Annotated in this window: 2 protein-coding genes; both read right to left on the bottom strand. The window is 72.4% G+C overall.

Annotated elements, in window-relative coordinates:
- A complete protein-coding gene (locus tag E9232_RS01630; RefSeq protein WP_309791738.1) occupies positions 1-12,279 on the bottom strand; it encodes a non-ribosomal peptide synthase/polyketide synthase in 12,279 nt (4,092 codons plus the stop codon).
- Positions 12,276-20,060, bottom strand: a complete 7,785-nt coding sequence (locus E9232_RS01625; protein WP_309791737.1) for a non-ribosomal peptide synthetase — start codon at positions 20,058-20,060, stop codon at positions 12,276-12,278. Before E9232_RS01625 ends, E9232_RS01630 begins: the two co-directional genes overlap by 4 nt.
- Positions 20,061-20,068: the final 8 nt, after the last annotated feature.

Here is a 20,068-nt window from a genome sequence, read left to right as displayed (position 1 = left end):
TCAGTCCTCGAGCTCGCTCATCCACTGGTCCATGTCGCTCAGCCGCTGCTGCGCGCCGGCGCCGTCGGCGGACAGGCTGGCGGCCAGCCCGGCAAGGGTGGGATGGTCGAAGAAATGGCGGATCGGCAGGGACTGGCCGAGCCGCTCCAGCAGCAGGGCCCGGACCTTCATCGCGGTCAGCGAGTGCCCGCCGAGATTGAAGAAGTCGTCATGCCGGGAGATTTGGGTGAGGCCGAGGACCTCGCGCCAGATCGCGGCGATGGCCTGTTCGGTCTCGCCCTCGGGCTCGGCATGGCCGGCACTGCTCTCCCACTCCGGATCGGGCAGGGCCTTGCGGTCCAGCTTGCCGTTCGCCGACACCGGCAGCCGCTCCAGCCACACCAGCTTCGACGGCACCATGTAGTCCGGCAGTTGGGACGAGAGCTGCTGCTTCACCGCCGCCTCGTCCGGCGCGGCGTCCGCGGCGACATAGCCGACCAGCCGCCCGTCCCGCACCACCACCACCGCATCCCGGATGCCGGGGTGAGCCCTCAAGCCCGCCTCGATCTCCCCGAGCTCGATCCGCAGGCCCCGCAGCTTCACCTGATGGTCCAGACGACCGAGATACTCGATCGCCCCGTCCGGCCGACGCCGCACCAGGTCGCCGCTGCGGTACATCCGGCTGCCGGGCTGCCCCAACGGGTTCGGCACGAACCGGTCCGCCGTGAGGTCAGGGCGGCCCAGATACCCCCGCGCCAGGTTCACACCGGCGATGTACAGCTCTCCCGACACACCCTCCGGCACCGGGTTCAGGTCCGCGTCCAGGATGTGGATCTGGGTGTTGGCGATGGCATGCCCGATCGGCACCCCGCGCTGCCCCGCCTCCGGACGGCACGCCCAGTAGGTCACGTCGATCGCCGCCTCGGTCGGACCGTACAGGTTGTGGAGCTCGGCTTCCGTCTGCTGCAGCACCTCCGTCTGCAGCTCCTGCGGCAGCGCCTCGCCGCTGCACAGGATCCGGGTCAGGCTCGCACAGCCCGGCAGCTCGCCCGACCCGGCGAAGGCCGCCAGCATCGACGGCACGAAGTGCAGCGTCGTGATCGCCTGGTCCCGGATCACTCGGCCCAGCGCCTCCGGATCGCGATGCGCCCCCGGCGCCGCCACCACCAGACAGGCGCCGGTCATCAGCGGCCAGAAGAACTCCCACACCGACACGTCGAAGCCGTAGGGCGTCTTCTGCAGCACACGGTCCGACAGGCCCAGCCCGTATTCCGCCTGCATCCATTGCAGCCGGTTCAACAGACCGGCATGGCTGTTGCCCACGCCCTTCGGCTTGCCGGTCGAGCCCGAGGTGGTGATGCAATAGGCCAGCGTCTCCGGATGGATCGCCACGCCGGGCGCCTGCTCCGGCTGCTGCGACAGGTCCCAGCGGTCCAGCGCCAGGGTCTCGACGCCATCGAGCTCCGGCAGCCGCTCCGCCAGATGGGCCTGGGTCAGCACCAGCCGCAACCCGGCATCGCCGATGGTCCCGGCCAGGCGGTCGCGCGGATGCTCCGGATCCAGCGGCAGGTAGGCACCCCCCGCCTTCAGGATCCCCAGCAACCCCACCATCAGCTCGACCGACCGCTCCGCCGCCACCCCCACCAGCATGTCCGGGCCGACGCCACGGGCGATCAGCGCATGCGCCAGGCGGTTCGCCCGACGGTCGAGTTCCGCGTAGCTCAGGCGCTCGGTGCCGAACACCAGGGCCTCCGCCCCCGGCGTCGCCCGCGCCTGACGCTCGATCAGCGTCACCACGCTCGGTACCGCCTCATAGGCATGGTCCGTCGCGTTCCACCGGGCGAGCTGCTGCTGCTCCTCCGCCGTCGGCAGGGCGATCGTGCCCAAGGATGCCGCCGCATCCGCCGCGATCCGCTGCAGCAGCGTCTCCAGCTGCCGCATCAGCCGCCCGATCCGCTCCGACCCCAGCGCGTCCCGGCGCCAGCTCCAGCCGATCTCCAGGTCCGATCCCGCCTGCACCGTCAGCGTCAGCGCGTAGTTCGTCGTCTCGATGTTGTCCACCGGGCCGAACCGCAAGGATCCCTCGTCCCGCTCCCGCAGCGCCTGGTCCACCGGGTAGTTCTCGAACACCAAGAGGCTGTCGAACAGCGACCGCCCGCCCTGTCCCGCCCAGCCCTGGATCTCGTACAAGGGCGTGTGCTCATGCTCCCGCATCGCCACATTCAGCCCCTGCAGCTGGCGCAGCCAGTCGCCCACACGCCGCGCCGGGTCGAGTTCCTGCGCCACCGGCAGCGTGTTGATGAACAGCCCCAGCAGCGTCTCCGCCTCCGCCAGCTCCGCCGGCCGCCCCGACACCGTCGCCCCGAACACCACCCGCCGCTGCCCGGTGATCCGCGACAGCAGCAGCGACCACGCCCCCTGCACCACCGTGTTCAAGGTCACCCGCTCGCGCCGGGCAAAGGCCTTCAGACCCTCCGTCGCCGCACCGTCCAGATGCAGCCGCGCCGCCCCATAACCCGCCTCCGGCACGGGATTGGGCAGCGCCGCGGCCAGCAGCGTCGGCTCCTCGAGGCCCGACAGCCGCTCGCGCCAGAACCGCTCATCCGCACGGGTGTCCCGGCCCTGCAGCCAGGCGATGTAGTCCCGATACCGGCCACCTGACGTGGACGAGGTGCCGCCGTGGTACCGGGTCAGCACCTCGCCGATCAGCCGTGACGTGCTCCATCCGTCCAGCAGCACATGGTGGCTGGTCAGGATCAGCTGGTGCCGCGCCTCCCCGAGCTGCACCAGCACCACCCGCAGCAGCGGCGGACGCGCCAGGTCGAAGCCCCGCGCCCGGTCCGACACCGCCAGATCCGACAGTGCCGCGTCCTGGTCCGGCCGGGTCCGCCAGTCCAGCTGCTCCACCGGCGACGGCGCCCGGCGATGCACCAGCTGCAGCGGCCGCTCCCCGTCCCACAGGAAGCCGCTGCGCAGGATCGCGTGGCGGTCCACCACCGCCTCCCACGCCCGGGCGAAGCGGTCGGCGTCCAGCCCGTCCACCGCCACGCTCAGCTGCGTCACGTAGAGCTCCGGCGCCTGCAGGCTGTGGAACAGCATCCCCTGCTGCATCGGCGACAGCGGGTACAGATCCTCCACCTCCGACGCCACCACCGGCAGCGCGTCCAGCGCCGCCTGCGACAGGCCGGAGAGCGGCACGTCCGACGGCGTCAGACCGCCCGGGGTCGCCGGGTCGCAGCAATGCTCCACCAGCGCCGCCAGCTCGGCCTCATAGGCCGCGGCCAGGGTCTCGATCACCGCCGCGTCGTGCCGTGCCGCGCTGTACAGCCAGCTCAAGCACAGCACGCCGCCCACGATCTGGCCGTTCACCACCAGCTCACCGCCCAAGGGTGAGCCGTCGTTCTGGTCCCGGCCGCCGCTCTCGCCGGCCTGCGCGAAGGCCCCGTCCGTCAGCCCCTCGAACCGGCCGAGATAGTTGAAGGTCACCGCCGGCCACGGCAGCGCGGCCAGCTCCGCCTGCGTCTCCGCGCTGCCGAGGTAGCGCAGCACGCCGTAGCCGATGCCCCGGTCCGGCACCGACCGCAGCTGTTCCTTCACCGCCTTCAGCGATGCCTCAAGGTCCGCCTCCGGCGTCAGGCGCACCGGGTAGACGCTGGTGAACCACCCCATCGTCCGGCTGAGGTCGACATCGTCGAACAGCCCCTCGCGGCCATGGCCTTCCAGCGCCACCAGCGCCGAACCGTCACCGCTGTGCCGGCACAGCACCCGCGCCAGCGCCGTCAGCAGCAGGTCCTCGACCCCCGTCCGCCACGCCTTCGGCGCCGTCTTCACCAGCCGTTCGGTCAGCCCGGCGTCGAAGCGCAGACGGTGCTCCGCCAGCGCCGACACCGTGTTCGCGCCCTCGGGGTGCGCCACCGGGAAGCTCGACGGGCCGGCCAGCACCTCGCGCCAGTACGGCAGCTCCGCCGCCCGCGACGGCGCATGGGTCTGCAGCCGTCCGCCCCAGCGGCCGAAGGCGCTGCTCTTCGCCGGCAGCGCGATCGGTTCTCCGGCTGCGGCCTGGGCATAGGCCGTCTGCAGGTCTTCCAAGAGGATCCGCCACGACACCCCGTCCACCACCAGGTGGTGCACCGCCAGCAGCAGCCGCTGCGTCCCGTCCCAGCGTTCGATCAGCACCGCCCGCAGCAGGGGGCCCTGCCCCAGGTCCAGGCTGCGCTGCGCCGCTTCCGACACTGCCAGCTGGGCCGCCTCGTCCGCCGCCGACCGCTGCCACAGCCAGTCCTGCTCGGACGGCTCGGCGTGGTGCTGCGACCAGACGCCGTTCGCTGCCACGAAGCGCAGACGCAGCGCGTCGTGATGGCCCACCACCGCCGACACCGCACGCTGCAGCGCCGAGGCGTCCAGCGCCTGGCGCGGCGCCAGCAGCACCGACTGGTTCCAGTGGTGCCGCTCCGCCATCGCCGTGTCGAAGAACCAGCGCTGGATCGGCGTCAGCACCGCCTCGCCCGATGCGGTCTCCTCGACCCCCGCCGCCTCGACCTTCGCCGCCGCCGCCAGGCCCCGCACCGTCTGGTGCTCGAACAGCTGGCGCGGCGTCAGCACCAGGCCGGCGCGACGCGCCCGCCCCACCACCTGCAGCGACAGGATCGAATCCCCGCCCAGCTCGAAGAAGTTGTCCGTCGCCCCCACCGAGGCCAGGCCCAGCACCTCCGCCCAGATCCCCGCCAGGGTCCGCTCCGCCTCGCCCTCCGGCTCCGCCTGCACCGTCGCCGCCACGCTCCATTCCGGCACCGGCAGCGCCAGCCGGTTCACCTTGCCGTTGCCCAGCAGCGGCAGCGCCGACAGCACCACCACCCGCGACGGCACCATGTAGTCCGGCAGCTGCGATCCCAGATGCGCCTTCAGCTCGGGCTCCAGGTCTCCGGCCCCATCGCGCGCCACGACATGCGCCACCAAGCGCTTGCCGCCGGGCGACATCATCGCCGACACCACCGCCGACCGCACCGACGGATGCGCCAGGAGCCGCGCCTCGACCTCGCCCAGTTCGATCCGGTAGCCCCGGATCTTCACCTGGTGGTCCGACCGCCCGACATAGTCGATCGACCCGTCCGCACGCCACCGCACCAGGTCCCCGGTCCGGTACATCCGCCCGCCCGGCTCGCCCTGCGGGTCCGGCACGAACCGGTCCGCCGTCAGGTCCGGGCGGCCGACATAGCCCCGCGCCAGACCGCTGCCGCCGATATACAGCTCTCCCGCCACGCCCACCGGCACCGGCTGCAGGCGCCGGTCCAGCACATAGGCCCGCCGGTCCCCCACCGGGCGCCCGATCGGCACATACGCGCCGTCGCACTCCGTCTCGACCCCCACCTTCCACACCAGCGGCGTCACCACCGCCTCCGTCGGGCCGTACCCGTTCAGCAGCACTCGCGGGCGCAGCGCTCGGCGCACACGGTCGTACCCCGCACGCGACATCGCCTCGCCGCCGAAGGAGTACAGATCCACCGGCGGACGGCGATCCGTGGCTTCCGCCCAGGCGGCCATCTCGTTGATATAGACCGGCGGGAAGCCGGCATTGGTGACGCCGTGACGGCCGATCGCCGCCAGGGTCTTTTCGGCCGGCCACAGGCTCTCATCGCGCAGCACCAGGCTAGCGCCGCAGGTCAGCGCCGTCAGCCAACGCTCATGCGCACCATCGAAGCTGAAGGCGATGAAGTGGAACTCGCGCGAGTCCTCGTCCATGTCGTAGAGCGGCGCGGTCACCCGGCAATGCATCGCCAGCGGGCCATGGGCGACGCCGACGCCCTTGGGCTTGCCGGTCGACCCCGAGGTGTAGATCACATAGGCCAGGTTCTCCGGCCGCAGCGGCACCACCGGCGCCACCGCCGACTCCCCCGCCGCATCCTCGACCAGGATCCGCTCCGCCCCGATCGGCAGCCGGCCCGCCAGCGCCCCCTGGGTCAGCACCAGCCGCAGCCCGCTATCTGCCACCATCTCCGCCAGCCGTGCCGGCGGCGCATCCGACGCCAGCGGGACATAGGCGCCCCCCGCCTTCAGCACCGCCAGCAGCGACACCAGCATCTCCGGCGACCGCTCCAGCAGCACACCCACCAGCACGTCCGGCCCCACGCCCGACCGCACCAGGCGATGCGCCAGGTGGTTCGCCCGGCGCTCCAGCTCCCCCCGGCTCACCTCATGCTCGCCGAACACCACCGACACCCGATCCGGATCCGCCGCGGCGTGGACTGCGATCCAGTCCTGGACGCAACGATAGGGCTCCGCGCGATAGGGCTCGGTCCGCCACGCGGCCAGCTGGGCGAGATCCGCCTCGGCCAGCGGCGACAGCGAGCCCAGCGCCGCCCCGGCATCCTCGGCCAGGCGGTCGAGCAGGGTGTCGAGATGCCGGCTCAGCGCCCCGATCTGCGCCGGGGCGAAGGCGTCGCGGCGATAGCCATAGGCGATGTCGAGCGTGTCGCCGGCCTGGACCGCCAGCGACAACGGGTAATGCGTCGCCTCCACCGTCTCCGCCGCGGCCACGCGCAGGTCGCCCCCGGCCCGTGCGGCCTGGTCGATCGGGTAGTTCTCGAACACCAGCAGGGTGTCGAACAGCGTCTGCCCGCCTTGGCCCGCCCAGCGCTGGATGTCGTTCAGCGGCGTGTGCTCGTGCTCGCGCAGCGCTAGGCCGATCGCCTGGACCTCGCGCAGCCAGTCGCCCACCCGCGCCTCCGGCACCGGCTGCTGGATCACCGGCAGGGTGTTGATGAACAGACCCAGCAGCGTCTCGGCGCCGGCCAGCTCGGCCGGGCGGCCGGCGACGGTGGCGCCGAACACCACGCTGTCCTGGCCGGTGTAGCGCGCCAGCAGTAGCGACCAGGCGCCCTGTACCAAGGTGTTCAGGGTGATGCGCTCGCGCCGGGCGAAAGCGGTCAGCCGCGCCGTGCGGCCGGCGTCGCGGCTGGTCTTGAACAGACCATGGCCATCGCCGGCCCCGGCGGCCGGGGCCGGCAGCGCGTCGGCCAGGCGGGTCGGTGCTTCCAGCCGGCCGAGCTGGCCGCGCCAGAACGCCTCGTCCGCCTGCGGATCGCGGACCGCCAGCCAGGCGATGTGGTCGCGGTAGCGGCCGCTGCCGGCGGCCGGCGTCTCGCCGCGATACCGCGCCAGCACCTCGCCGATCAGCCGCGCCGTGCTCCAGCCATCCATCAGGATGTGGTGGAAGGTCCAGATCAGCTGGTGCCGATCGTCTGACAGGCGCAGCAGCAGCACCCGCATCAGCGGCGGGGCCACCAAGTCGAAGCCGCGCTCGCGCTCGTCGCGGGCCAGTGCCGCGACTTGGGCCTCGTCGAGGCCGCGGCCGTCGCGGAGCTCGACCGGCACCGGCAGGCCGCACTGCACCAGCTGCAGCGGCGCCGGCAGGTCGCCGTCCCACAGGAAGCCGGTGCGCAGGATGTCGTGCTGCTCGATCGCCGCGGCCCAGGCCCGGGCGAAGCGCGGGCCGTCGAGCGGGCCGTCGAGCGCGACGTTGATCTGGTTGACGTAGAGCCCTGCCTCCGGCGCGTGCAGCGCATGGAACAGCAGCCCCTGCTGCATCGGCGACAGCGGATAGGCGTCGACGATCGCCGCGGCCGGGACCGGCAGGGCGTCGATCCCGGCCTGGTCGAGCCCCGCCAAGGGCAGGTCCGACGGTGTCAGGCCGCCAGCGTCCGGGCTCAGGCAATGCGCGACCAGCCCGGCCAGCTCGGTGCGGTAGGCCTCGGCCAGATCCTCGACCGTGGCGGCGTCGAGGCGGTCGTCGCAGAAGCGCCAGTCGAGCCGCAAGGCGCCGTCGATCACCCTTCCGTCGATCACCAGCTCATGGCCGAGCGGCGCGCCCTCGTCCGACTGCGCCCCCTGCGGCTCCGCGGCCGGCACGAACGCCGCCTCGGCTTCGAGCAGGCCGTCGAACTGGCCGAGATAGTTGAACATCACCTGGGCCCGCGGCGCCGCGGCCAGGGCGGCGCGCGCCGCAGCGTCGCCGAGATGGCGCAGCACCCCGTAGCCGATGCCGCGATGCGGCACCGCGCGCAACTGTTCCTTCACCGCCTTGATCACCGCCGCCGGCCCACCGTCGCCGGGAGCCAGCCGCACCGGATAGAGGCTGGTGAACCAGCCCACCGTCCGGCTGATGTCGAGTCCGCCGAGCGCGTCAGGCGGCAGGGCGTCACGGCCATGGCCTTCGAGATCGACCAGCACCGATGCGCCGCCGGTCCAGCGGCACAGCACCCGCGCCAGGGCCGCCAGCAGCAGGTCGTCGATGCGGGTGCGGTAGGCGGCCGGCGCCTGGCGCAGCAGTTGCCGGGTGGTGTCGGCGTCCAGCGCCAGCCGGTGCGTCCGGGCCCGGGCGACGGTGGCGTCGCCCTCCGGCCGGTCGACCGGCAGCGCGACGGCGTCGCCCGCCAGGGTGGCCATCCAGTGCGGCAGTTCCGCCTGCAGCGCCGGGCTGCCGGCATAGGCCTCGAGCCGCCGGCCCCAGGCGCCGAAATCATCGGTCCGGCCGGGCAGAGCCACCGGCGTGCCGGCCACGATCTGGCGGTAGGCGGCCTGGAGATCCTCCAGCAGGATGCGCCAGGACACGCCGTCGACCACGAGGTGATGGACCGCCAGCAGCAGGCGCTGGCTGCCGTCCGGGCGGTCGACCAGCAGTGCCCGCAGCAGCGGGCCCTGGACGAGGTCCAGGCTGCGCTGGGCCTCGTCGGCCAGGCGCTCCAGCGCGGCATCGTCCGCTGCCGCGCGCTGCCACAGCCAATCCTGATCCGCCGCATCGGCGTAATGCTGGTGCCAGGCGCCATCGGCATCGAGGGTGAAGCGCAGGCGCAGCGCATCGTGATGGCCGGCCAGCGCCGCCAGGGCCGTCCGCAGCGCCTGCGGATCCAACACCTCGCGCGGCGCCAGCAGCACCGACTGGTTCCAGTGGTGGCGGGCCGGAATCTCGGTGTCGAAGAACCAGCGCTGGATCGGGGTCAGCGGCGCCGGGCCGGAGGCGGGGCCGCGCTCGACCGCCAGCATGCTGACTTGACGCCGCGCCACGGCGGCCAGGGCCTGCACGGTCTGGTGCTGGAACATGTCGCGCGGGGTCAGCGCCAGCCCCTGCTGCCGCGCCCGGGCGATCACCTGCAGCGACTGGATGGAATCGCCACCCACGGTGAAGAAATTGTCGTCTCGGGAGACGTGCTGGAGTCCGAGGACGTCGCGCCAGATCCGGGCGATGGCCTGTTCGGTCTCGCCCTCGGGCTCGGCGTGTCCGGCGCTGCTTTCCCACTCCGGGTCGGGCAGGGCCTTGCGGTCCAGCTTGCCGTTCGCCGACACCGGCAACCGCTCCAGCCACACCAGCTTCGACGGCACCATGTAGTCCGGCAGGATCGTCGCCAGCTGGGTCTTCACCGCCACCTCGTCCGGCGCGGCGTCGGCGGCGACGTAGCCCACCAGCCGGCCGTCCCGCACCACCACCACCGCATCCCGGATCCCCGGATGCGACCTCAAGCCCGCCTCGATCTCCCCGAGCTCGATCCTGAGGCCCCGCAGCTTCACCTGGTGGTCCAGCCGGCCGAGATACTCGATCGCCCCGTCAGGACGCCGCCGCACCAGGTCGCCGCTGCGGTACATCCGGCTGCCGGGCTGCCCCAGCGGGTTCGGCACGAACCGGTCCGCCGTCAGGTCCGGACGACCGAGATACCCCCGCGCCAGGTTCACGCCGGCGATGTACAGCTCTCCCGACACCCCCTCCGGCACCGGATTCAGGTCGGCATCCAGGATGTGGATCTGGGTGTTGGCGATGGCATGGCCGATCGGCACGCCGCGCTGCCCCGCCTCCGGACGGCACGCCCAGAAGGTCACGTCGATCGCCGCCTCGGTCGGACCGTAGAGATTGTGCAGCTCCGCCTGGATCTGACCCAGCACCTCCGTCTGCAGCTCCTGCGGCAAGGCTTCGCCGCTGCACAGGATCCGGGTCAGGCTGCGGCAGCCCGGCAGCTCACCCGACCCGGCGAAGGCCGCCAGCATCGACGGCACGAAGTGCAGCGTCGTGATCGCCTGGTCCCGGATCACCCGGCCCAGCGCCTCAGGATCGCGATGCGCCCCCGGCGCCGCCACCACCAGCGTGGCGCCGGTCATCAGCGGCCAGAAGAACTCCCACACCGACACGTCGAACCCGTAGGGCGTCTTCTGCAGCACACGGTCCGACGGGCCCAATCCGTATTCCGCCTGCATCCACTGCAGCCGGTTCAGCAGACCGGCATGGCTGTTGCCCACGCCCTTCGGCTTGCCGGTCGAGCCCGAGGTAGTGATGCAGTAGGCCAGCGTCTCCGGATGGATCGCCACGCCGGGCGCGTGATCCGGCTGCTGCGACAGGTCCCAGCGGTCCAGGGCGAGGATCTCGACGCCGTCGATCCCCGGCAACCGCTCGGCCAGGTGCCCCTGGGTCAGCACCAACCGCAGTCCGGCGTCGCCGATGGTCCCGGCCAGCCGGTCGCGCGGATGCTCCGGGTCCAGCGGCAGGTAGGCTCCCCCCGCCTTCAGGATCCCCAGCAACCCCACCACCAGCTCGACCGACCGCTCCGCCGCCACCCCCACCAGCATGTCCGGGCCGACGCCCCGGGCGATCAGCGCATGCGCCAGGCGGTTGCTGCGCGCCTCAAGCTCGGCGTAGCTCAGGCGATCGGTGCCGAACACCAGGGCTTCCGCCTCCGGCGTCGCCTGCGCCTGACGCTCGATCAGCGTCACCACGCTCGGCACCGCCTCATAGCCATGCTCCGTCGCGTTCCACCGGGTAAGCCGCGCTTCCTCGACTTCAGTGAGCAGGTTCAGCTGCCCCAGCGCCCGGCCCGGCTGCGCCGTGACCTGCCGCAGCAGCAGGATGAAGCCGTCGCGCCAGCGCTCGACCGTCGCCCGGTCGAACAGGTCGGTGGCGTAGGCGAGCTGGCCGGAGAGCCGCCCGGCCGCGTCCTCGGCCGTGACCAGGGTCAGGTCGAACTGGGCGCTGCCACCGTCGCGCGCCAGCACCTCGGCCCGCACGTCGCCGAGCCGCAGCTCGACCGCATCGCGGCGCTGGCCGTGATGGTACATCACCTGGAACAGCGGATTGCGGTCCAGGCTGCGCTCGGGATTCAGAGCCTCGACCAGCTGCTCGAAGGGCAGCGCCTGATGCGCGTGGGCCTGCAGCGCGGTGCCGCGGACCGCGGTCAGCAGCGCCTCGAACGACACCCGCCCGTCGACCTGGATCGGCAGCACCTGGGTGTTGACGAAGCAGCCGATCACCGCCTCGACATCCTGGCGCTGGCGGTTGGCGACCGGCACGCCGATGCGCAGATCGTCCTGGCCGCCGAGGCGGCGCAGCAGCAGCGAGAAGCCGGCCAGCAGCACCATGAACAGGGTCGCGCCCTGGCGTTGCGCCAGCGACCGCAGCGCCGCGGCGAGATCGTCGGGAAGGTCGAAGGCGACGGTGTCGCCGCGCCCGCTGGGCTCGCTTGGGCGCGGCCGGTCGGCCGACAGTTCCAGCACCGGCTGCTCGGCGCCCAGCATTTCCGTCCAGGCGGCCAGCTGGCGCTCGCCCTCGCCGGCCTCCATCAGCTGGCGCTGCCAGACCGCGTAGTCGGCGTATTGGATCTCCGCGGCGGCCGGCGCCGGCCGGCCGAGACGGTGGCCGTCATAGAGGGCGGCGACATCCGCGACCAGCAGGTCCATCGACCAGCCATCGGCGATGATGTGGTGCAGGGTCAGCAGCAGCACCTGCTCATCGGCGGCCAGCCGGACCAGGGTGGCGCGCAGCAGTGGGCCGGCGGCAAGGTCGAAGGGCCGCCGGACCTCCTGCGCCGAGAGGTCGTCGAGCCGGGCCTGCCGCTGATCCTCCGGCAGCGCCGACAGGTCGGCCCGGTCGAGCGGCAGCGGCGCCGGCGCGAGGATATGCTGCACCGGCCCGCCCTCGGCGTCGGTGCCGAAACTGGTGCGCAGCGCCTCATGGCGGGCGACCAGCCCGTCGAGCGCCGCCTGCAGCGCAGCCTCGTCGAGCCGGCCGGTCAGGCGCAGGCCGCCGGTGATGTGATAGGCCGTGCCCTCCGGCTCCAGCTGCCACAGCAGCCACAGGCGGCGCTGGGCGTAGGACAGCGGCAGCGCGGCGTCGCGGGAGACCGGGACGATCGGCAGGCGCTGGGCGCTGATGCCCTTGGCGTCGAGCTGGGCCAGGAACAGCTTGCGCTTTTCCGCCGGCAAAGCGCTCACGCGTTCGGCGATGGCGCGCAACGGATCGGCCTGCGGCACGGTCATGTCGTTCATTCCGGCAGCTCCAGCGCGTCCAGCAGATCGGACATCGCATCCAGTTCCGCCGCGGCGTCGCCGCGGCCGTGTCGATCGATCACCGCGGCGAGGCCGGCGATGGTGCGGGTCTCGAACAGGATCGCCAGCGGCAGCTCGACGGCCAGCACCTGGCGCAGCCGCGACACCATCCGGGTGGCCAGGATCGAGTGCCCGCCGAGATTGAAGAAGTCGTCATGCCGGGAGACCTGGGTGAGGCCGAGGACGTCGCGCCAGATCCGGGCGATGGCCTGTTCGGTCTCGCCCTCGGGCTCGGCGTGTCCGGCGCCGCTCTCCCACTCCGGGTCGGGCAGGGCCTTGCGGTCCAGCTTGCCGTTCGCCGACACCGGCAACCGCTCCAGCCACACCAGCTTCGACGGCACCATGTACTCCGGCAGGATCGTGCCGAGCCCGGCCTTCACCGCCGCCTCGTCCGGCGCCGCGTCGGCGGCGACATAGCCGACCAGCCGCCCGTCCCGCACCACCACCACCGCATCCCGGATCCCCGGATGCGACCTCAACCCCGCCTCAATCTCCCCGAGCTCGATCCTGAGGCCCCGCAGCTTCACCTGGTGGTCCAGACGACCGAGATACTCGATCGCCCCGTCCGCACGCCGCCGCACCAGGTCGCCGCTGCGGTACATCCGGCTGCCGGGCTGCCCCAGCGGGTTCGGCACGAACCGGTCCGCCGTCAGGTCCGGGCGGCCGAGATAGCCCCGCGCCAGGTTGACGCCCGCAATGTACAGCTCTCCCGACACACCCTCCGGCACCGGATTCAGGTCCGCGTCCAGGATGTGGATCTGGGTGTTGGCGATGGCGTGCCCGATCGGCACCCCGCGCTGCCCCGCCTCCGGACGGCACGCCCAGAAGGTCACGTCGATCGCCGCCTCGGTCGGGCCGTACAGGTTGTGGAGCTCCGCCTGGGTCTGTTCCAGCACCTCCGTCTGCAGCTCGATGGGCAAGGCCTCGCCGCTGCACAGGATCCGGGTCAGGCTGCGGCACGCCGGCAGCTCGCCCGACGCCGCGAACGCCGCCAGCATCGACGGCACGAAGTGCAGCGTCGTGATCGCCTGATCCCGGATCACCCGGCCCAGCGCCTCCGGGTCCCGGTGCGCCCCCGGCGCCGCCACCACCAGCGTGGCGCCGGTCATCAGCGGCCAGAAGAACTCCCACACCGACACGTCGAACCCGTAGGGCGTCTTCTGCAGCACACGGTCCGACGGGCCCAATCCGTATTCCGCCTGCATCCACTGCAGCCGGTTCAGCAGACCGGCATGGCTGTTGCCCACGCCCTTCGGCTTGCCGGTCGAGCCCGAGGTATAGATGCAGTAGGCCAGCGTCTCCGGATGGATCGCCACGCCGGGCGCGTGATCCGGCTGCTGCGACAGGTCCCAGCGGTCCAGGGCGAGGATCTCGACGCCGTCGATCCCCGGCAACCGCTCGGCCAGGTGCCCCTGGGTCAGCACCAGCCGCAGTCCGGCGTCGCCGATGGTCCCGGCCAGCCGGTCGCGCGGATGCTCCGGGTCCAGCGGCAGGTAGGCTCCCCCCGCCTTCAGGATCCCCAGCAACCCCACCACCAGCTCGACCGACCGCTCCGCCGCCACCCCCACCAGCATGTCCGGGCCGACGCCCCGGGCGATCAGCGCATGCGCCAGCCGGTTGCTGCGCGCCTCCAGCTCGGCGTAGCTCAGGCGTTCGCCTTCGAACACCAGGGCCTCCGCCTCCGGCGTCGCCTGCGCCTGACGCTCGATCAGCGTCACCACGCTCGGCACCGCCTCATAGCCATGCTCCGTCGCGTTCCACTGGGCCAGTTGCCGCTGCTCCTCGGCCGTCGGCAGGGCGATCGTGCCCAGGACGGCCGTGGCATCCGCCGCGATCCGCTGCAGCAGGCTCTCCAGCTGCCGGATCAGCCGCTCGACCCGCTCCGACCCCAGCGCGTCCCGGCGCCAGCTCCAGCCGATCTCCAGGTCGCTCCCCGCCTGCACCGTCAGCGTCAGCGCGTAGTTCGTCGTCTCGATGTTGGCGACCGGGCCGAACCGCAGGCTGCTCTCGTCCCGCTCCCGCAGCGCCTGGTCCACCGGGTAGTTCTCGAACACCAAGAGGCTGTCGAACAGCGACCGCCCCCCCTGCCCCGCCCAGCCCTGGATCTCGTACAAGGGCGTGTGCTCATGCTCCCGCATCGCCACGTTCAAGCCTTGCAGCTGACGCAGCCAGTCCCCCACGCTGCGGCCGGGGTCCAACTCCTGCGCCACCGGCAGGGTGTTGATGAACAGCCCCAACAGCGTCTCCGCCTCCGCCAGCTCCGCCGGCCGTCCCGATACCGTCGCCCCGAACACCACCCGCCGCTGACCGGTCACCCGCGACAGCAGCAGCGACCATGCCCCCTGCACCACCGTGTTCAGCGTCACCCGCTCGCGCCGCGCGAAGGCCTTCAGACCCTCCGTCGCCGCACCGTCCAGATGCAGCCGTGCGGCGCCGTAGCCCGGCTCCGGCATTGGGTTGGGCAGCGCCGCGGCCAGCAGCGTCGGCTCCTCGACACCAGCCAGCCGCTCGCGCCAGAACCGCTCATCCGCACGGGTGTCCCGGCCCTGCAGCCAGGCGATGTAGTCCCGGTACCGCCCGCCCGATATGGACGGGCTTCCGCCGTGGTACCGGGTCAGCACCTCGCCGATCAGCCGCGACGTGCTCCATCCGTCCAGCAGCACATGGTGGCTGGTCAGGATCAGCTGATGCCGCGCCTCCCCCAGCCGCACCAGCACCACCCGCAGCAGCGGCGGACGCGCCAGGTCGAAGCCTCGTGCCCGGTCCGACACCGCCAGATCCGACAGCGCCTGCTCCTGGTCCGGCCGGCTGCGCCAGTCCAGCTGCTCCACCGGCGACGGCGCCCGGCGGTGCACCAGCTGCAGCGGCCGTTCGCCATCCCACAGGAAGCCGCTGCGCAGGATCGCATGGCGGTCCACCACCGCCTCCCACGCCCGGGCGAAGCGGTCGGCGTCCAGGCCGTCCACCGCCACGCTCAGCTGCGTCACATACAGCTCCGGCGCCTGCAGGCTGTGGAACAGCATGCCCTGCTGCATCGGCGACAGCGGGTACAGATCCTCCACCTCCGACGCCACCACCGGCAGCGCGTCCAGCGCCGCCTGCGACAGGCCCGACAGCGGCACGTCCGATGGCGTCAGGCCGCCCGGGGTCGCCGGGTCGCAGCAATGCTCCACCAGCGCCGCCAGCTCGGCCTCGTAGGCCGCGGCCAGGGCCTCGATCACCGCCGCGTCGTGCCGTGCCGCGCTGTACAGCCAGCTCAGTTGCAGCACGCCGCCCACGATCTGGCCATTCACCACCAGCTCGCCGCCCAAGGGCGACCCGTCGTTCTGGTCCCGGCCGCCGCTCTCGTCCGCCTGGGCGAAGGCGCCGTCGGTCAGCCCCTCGAACCGGCCGAGATAGTTGAAGGTCACCGCCGGCCAGGGCAGCGCGGCCAGTTCCGCCTGGGTCTCCTCGCTGCCGAGGTAGCGCAGCACGCCGTAGCCGATGCCACGGTCCGGCACCGACCGCAGCTGTTCCTTCACCGCCTTCAGCGATGCCTCAAGGTCCGCCTCCGGCGTCAGGCGCACCGGGTAGACGCTGGTGAACCACCCCATCGTCCGGCTGAGGTCGACGTCCTCGAACAGCCCCTCGCGGCCATGGCCTTCCAGCGCCACCAGCGCCGAGCCGTCACCGCTGTACCGGCACAGCACCCGCGCCAGCGCCGTCAGCAGCAGGTCCTCGACCCCGGTCCGCCACGCCTTCGGCGCCGTCTTCACCAGCCGTTCGGTCAGCCCGGCGTCGAAGCGCAGGCGGTGCTCCGCCAGCTGCGCCACGGTGTTCGCGCCCTCAGGGCGTGCCACCGGGAAGCCGGACGGGCCATCGAGGACGTCGCGCCAGTAGGGCAGCTCCGCCGCCCGTGCAGGCGCATGGGCTTGCAGCCGTCCGCCCCAGCGGCCGAAGGCGCTGCTCTTCGCCGGCAGCGCGACCGGCTCGCCCGCCGCGGCCTGGGCGTAGGCGGTCTGCAGATCCTCCAGCAGGATCCGCCACGACACCCCGTCCACCACCAGGTGGTGCACCGCCAGCAGCAGGCGCTGGGTCCCGTCCCAGCGATCGATCAGCACCGCCCGCAGCAGGGGCCCCTGCCCGAGGTCCAGGCTGCGCTGCGCCGCCTCTGACACCGCCAGCTGATCCGCCTCGTCCGCCGCCGACCGCTGCCACAGCCAGTCCTGCTCGGACGGCTCGGCATGGTGCTGCGACCAGACGCCGTTCTCTGCCACGAAGCGCAGACGGAGTGCGTCGTGGTGGCCCACCACCGCCGACACCGCCTGCTGCAGCGCCGAGGCGTCCAGCGCCTGGCGCGGTGCCAGCAGCACCGACTGGTTCCAGTGGTAACGCTCCGCCATCGCCGTGTCGAAGAACCAGCGCTGGATCGGCGTCAGCACCGCCTCGCCCGATGCGGTCTCCTCGACCGCCGCCGCCTCGACCTTCGCCGCCGCCGCCAGGCCCCGCACCGTCTGGTGTTCGAACAGCTGGCGCGGCGTCAGCACCAGGCCGGCGCGGCGCGCACGTCCCACCACCTGCAGCGACAGGATCGAATCCCCGCCCAGCTCGAAGAAGTTGTCCGTCGCGCCCACCGAGGCCAGGCCCAGCACCTCCGCCCAGATCCCCGCCAGGGTCCGCTCGGCCTCGCCCTCCGGCGCCGCCTGCGCCGTGGCCGCCACGCTCCATTCCGGCACCGGCAGCGCCAGGCGGTTCACCTTGCCGTTGCCCAAGAGCGGCAGCGCCTCCAGCACCACCACGCGCGACGGCACCATGTAGTCCGGCAGCTGCGATCCCAGATGCGCCTTCAGCTCAGGCTCGAGGTCTCCGGCCCCGTCGCGCGCCACGACATGCGCCACCAGCCGCTTGCCGCCCGGCGACGCCATCGCCGACACCACCGCCGACCGCACCAGCGGATGCGCCAGCAGCCGCGCCTCGACCTCGCCCAGCTCGATCCGGTAGCCCCGGATCTTCACCTGGTGGTCCGACCGCCCGACATAGTCGATCGACCCGTCGGGCCGCCACCGCACCAGGTCCCCGGTCCGGTACATCCGCCCGCCCGGCTCGCCCTGCGGGTCCGGCACGAACCGGTCCGCCGTCAGGTCCGGGCGTCCGACATAGCCTCGCGCCAGACCGCTGCCACCGATATACAGCTCTCCCGCCACCCCCACCGGCACCGGCTGCAGGCGACGGTCCAGCACATAGGCCCGGCGGTCCCCCACCGGACGCCCGATCGGCACATAGGCGCCGTCGCATTCCGTCTCCACACCCACCTTCCACACCAGCGGCGTCACCACCGCCTCCGTCGGCCCGTAGCCGTTCAGCAGCACCCGCGGCCGCAACGCTCGACGCACTCGGTCGTACCCCGCTCGCGACATCGCCTCGCCGCCGAAGGAGATCAGGTCGGTGGCCGGGGCCTCGCCCTGGGCCTCGGCCCAGGACGACAGTTCGTCGAGATAGACGGGGGTGAAGTCGGCGTTGGTGACGCCGTGACGGCGGAAGGCGTCGAGCGTCTGGTCCGCCGGCCACAAGCTCTCGTCGCGCAGCACCAGGCTGGCGCCGCAGGTCAGCGCCGTCAGCCAGCGCTCATGCGCCCCGTCGAAGGTGAAGGACAGGAAGTGGAATTCGCGTGAGTCTTCACCGAGCTCGCCGATTTCGGCCATCAGCCGGCAATGCTCCGCGATCGGCCCATGAGCCACGCCCACGCCCTTGGGCTTGCCGGTCGATCCCGAGGTGTAGATCACATAGGCCAGGTTCTCCGGGCACAGCGACACCACCGGCGCCACCGCCGACTCTCCAGCCGCATCCTCGACCAGGATCCGCGCCGCCCCCGCCGGCAGCCGGTCCGACAGCGACGTCTGCGTCAGCACCAGGCGCAGCCCGCTATCCGCCACCATCTCCGCCAGCCGCGCCGGCGGCGCGTCCGATGCCAGCGGCACATAGGCCCCGCCCGCCTTCAAGACCGCGAGCAGCGACACCAGCATCTCCGGCGACCGCTCCAGCAGCACACCCACCAGCACGTCCGGGCCCACGCCCGACCGCACCAGGCGATGAGCCAGATGGTTCGCCCGCCGCTCCAGTTCGCCCCGGCTCACCTCGCGGTCGCCGAACACCACCGACACCCGATCCGGATCCGCCGACGCATGCCCCGCGATCCAGTCCTGGACGAAGCCGGTGCCCCGCGACGGCCAGGGCGACGCCGCCCAGGCCTCCAGCCGCACCAGATCGACCTCGGCCAGCATCGTCAGCGACTCGATCGGCGCGTCCGGCTGCGCCGTCATCTGCTGCAGCAGGATGGTGAGATGCGCGCCCCAGCGTTCGGCCGTCGCCCGGTCGAACAGCCCGGCATCGTATTCCAGCTGGCAGTCGATGCCGCGTTCATCGGCGACCACATCCAGCGACAGGTCGAACTGGGCGCTGCCGGTGTCGACATCGATCGGCCCGGCGGTCACGCCCTCCAGCACCAGCGGCGTCGCATCGCGGCTGGTGCGGAAGTTGAACAGCGACTGGAACAGCGGCGTGTGCCGCAGGTCGCGGACGATGCCCAGCCCTTCCAGCAGCAGCTCGAACGGGAAATCGGCATGGTCGAGCGCGGTCATCGCCTCGGCCCTCAGGCGGCGGCACAGCGCCCGGACGCTGAGGCCGGGGTCGAGCCGGGCGCGGTAGACCTGGGTGTTGACGAAGAAACCGATCAGGTCCTGGACCTCGCCGCGATTGCGCGCGGCGTTGGGCACGCCGACGGCGAAATCCGCCTGCCCGGCGAGGCGGCCGAGCAGGATCTGCCACGCCGCCAGCAGCACCACGAAGGGGGTGCAGCCCTCCTCCTTGCACAGCGCCTGCACCGACCGGGCCAGGGCCTGCGGCAGCACGAAGTCGACGCGGCCCCCGGGCCGGTTGCCTTCGGCGTCGCGCGGCCGGTCGGTCGGCAGCGCCAGCACCGGCACCTCGTCGCCGAGATAGGTGCGCCAATGCGCCAGCGCCTGGTCGCGACGGTCCCCGGCGAAGCGGTCGCGCAGCCACAGGGCGTAGTCGGCATAGTCCAGCGCCAAGGGCGGCAGCGGCCGACCACGGCGGTCGGGGTCGCGCAGCGCGTCGCCATAGGCCTGGGCCAGGTCGCGCACCAGCAGGGCGGTCGACCAGGCATCGACGACGATGTGGTGCATCACCAGCAGCAGAACCCATTCGCCGGTGCCGTCCCGCAGATCGCCGCGCTGGGCCAGGGCGGCGCGCAGCAGAGGCGGCTGCGCCAGGTCAAACGGGCGTCGCAGCCGCGCGGTCAGCCAGGCCGACAGCGCATCCTGGGCGCCGGCCGCATCGAATGCCGGCAGCACGGCGCGTTCGAGCGCGAAATCGATCCCCGGCAGGACGACCTGCCGCGGTTCGCCGGCGCCGGCGCTGAACCGGGTGCGCAGCACGGCGTGGCGTTCGATCACCCGGCGGAACGCGGCCTCCAGCGCCGCCACGTCGAGCCGCCCGCGCAGCCGCACCGCCCGCACCGAATTGTAGGCCGGGCTGTCGGGATCGTAATGCTGCAGGAACCATAGCCGCTGCTGCGAGAAGGACAGCGGCGCATCCGTCCCGGCCGGGCGCGCGACGATCGCATCCGGGTCGGCAATGCCGTCGTCGAGCAGCAGCGCGAGCAGCGCGTCGTTGTCGATATCGTTCATGGTCCAGTCCAGCTCGGTGCCGCTTTCAGGGGGCACGGCGCCGC

The sequence above is a fragment of the Inquilinus ginsengisoli genome (assembly GCF_031453975.1).
GTDB classification, from domain to species: domain Bacteria; phylum Pseudomonadota; class Alphaproteobacteria; order DSM-16000; family Inquilinaceae; genus Inquilinus; species Inquilinus ginsengisoli_A.
The sequence above is the reverse complement of the archived record's forward strand: the minus strand, read 5'-3'. Positions and strand labels throughout refer to the sequence as shown.

Bases quoted from the DNA above. Each gene is read 5' to 3' on its own strand.
- E9232_RS01630 (WP_309791738.1), bottom strand. From the start codon at position 12,279: ATGAACGACATGACCGTGCCGCAGGCCGATCCGTTGCGCGCCATCGCC.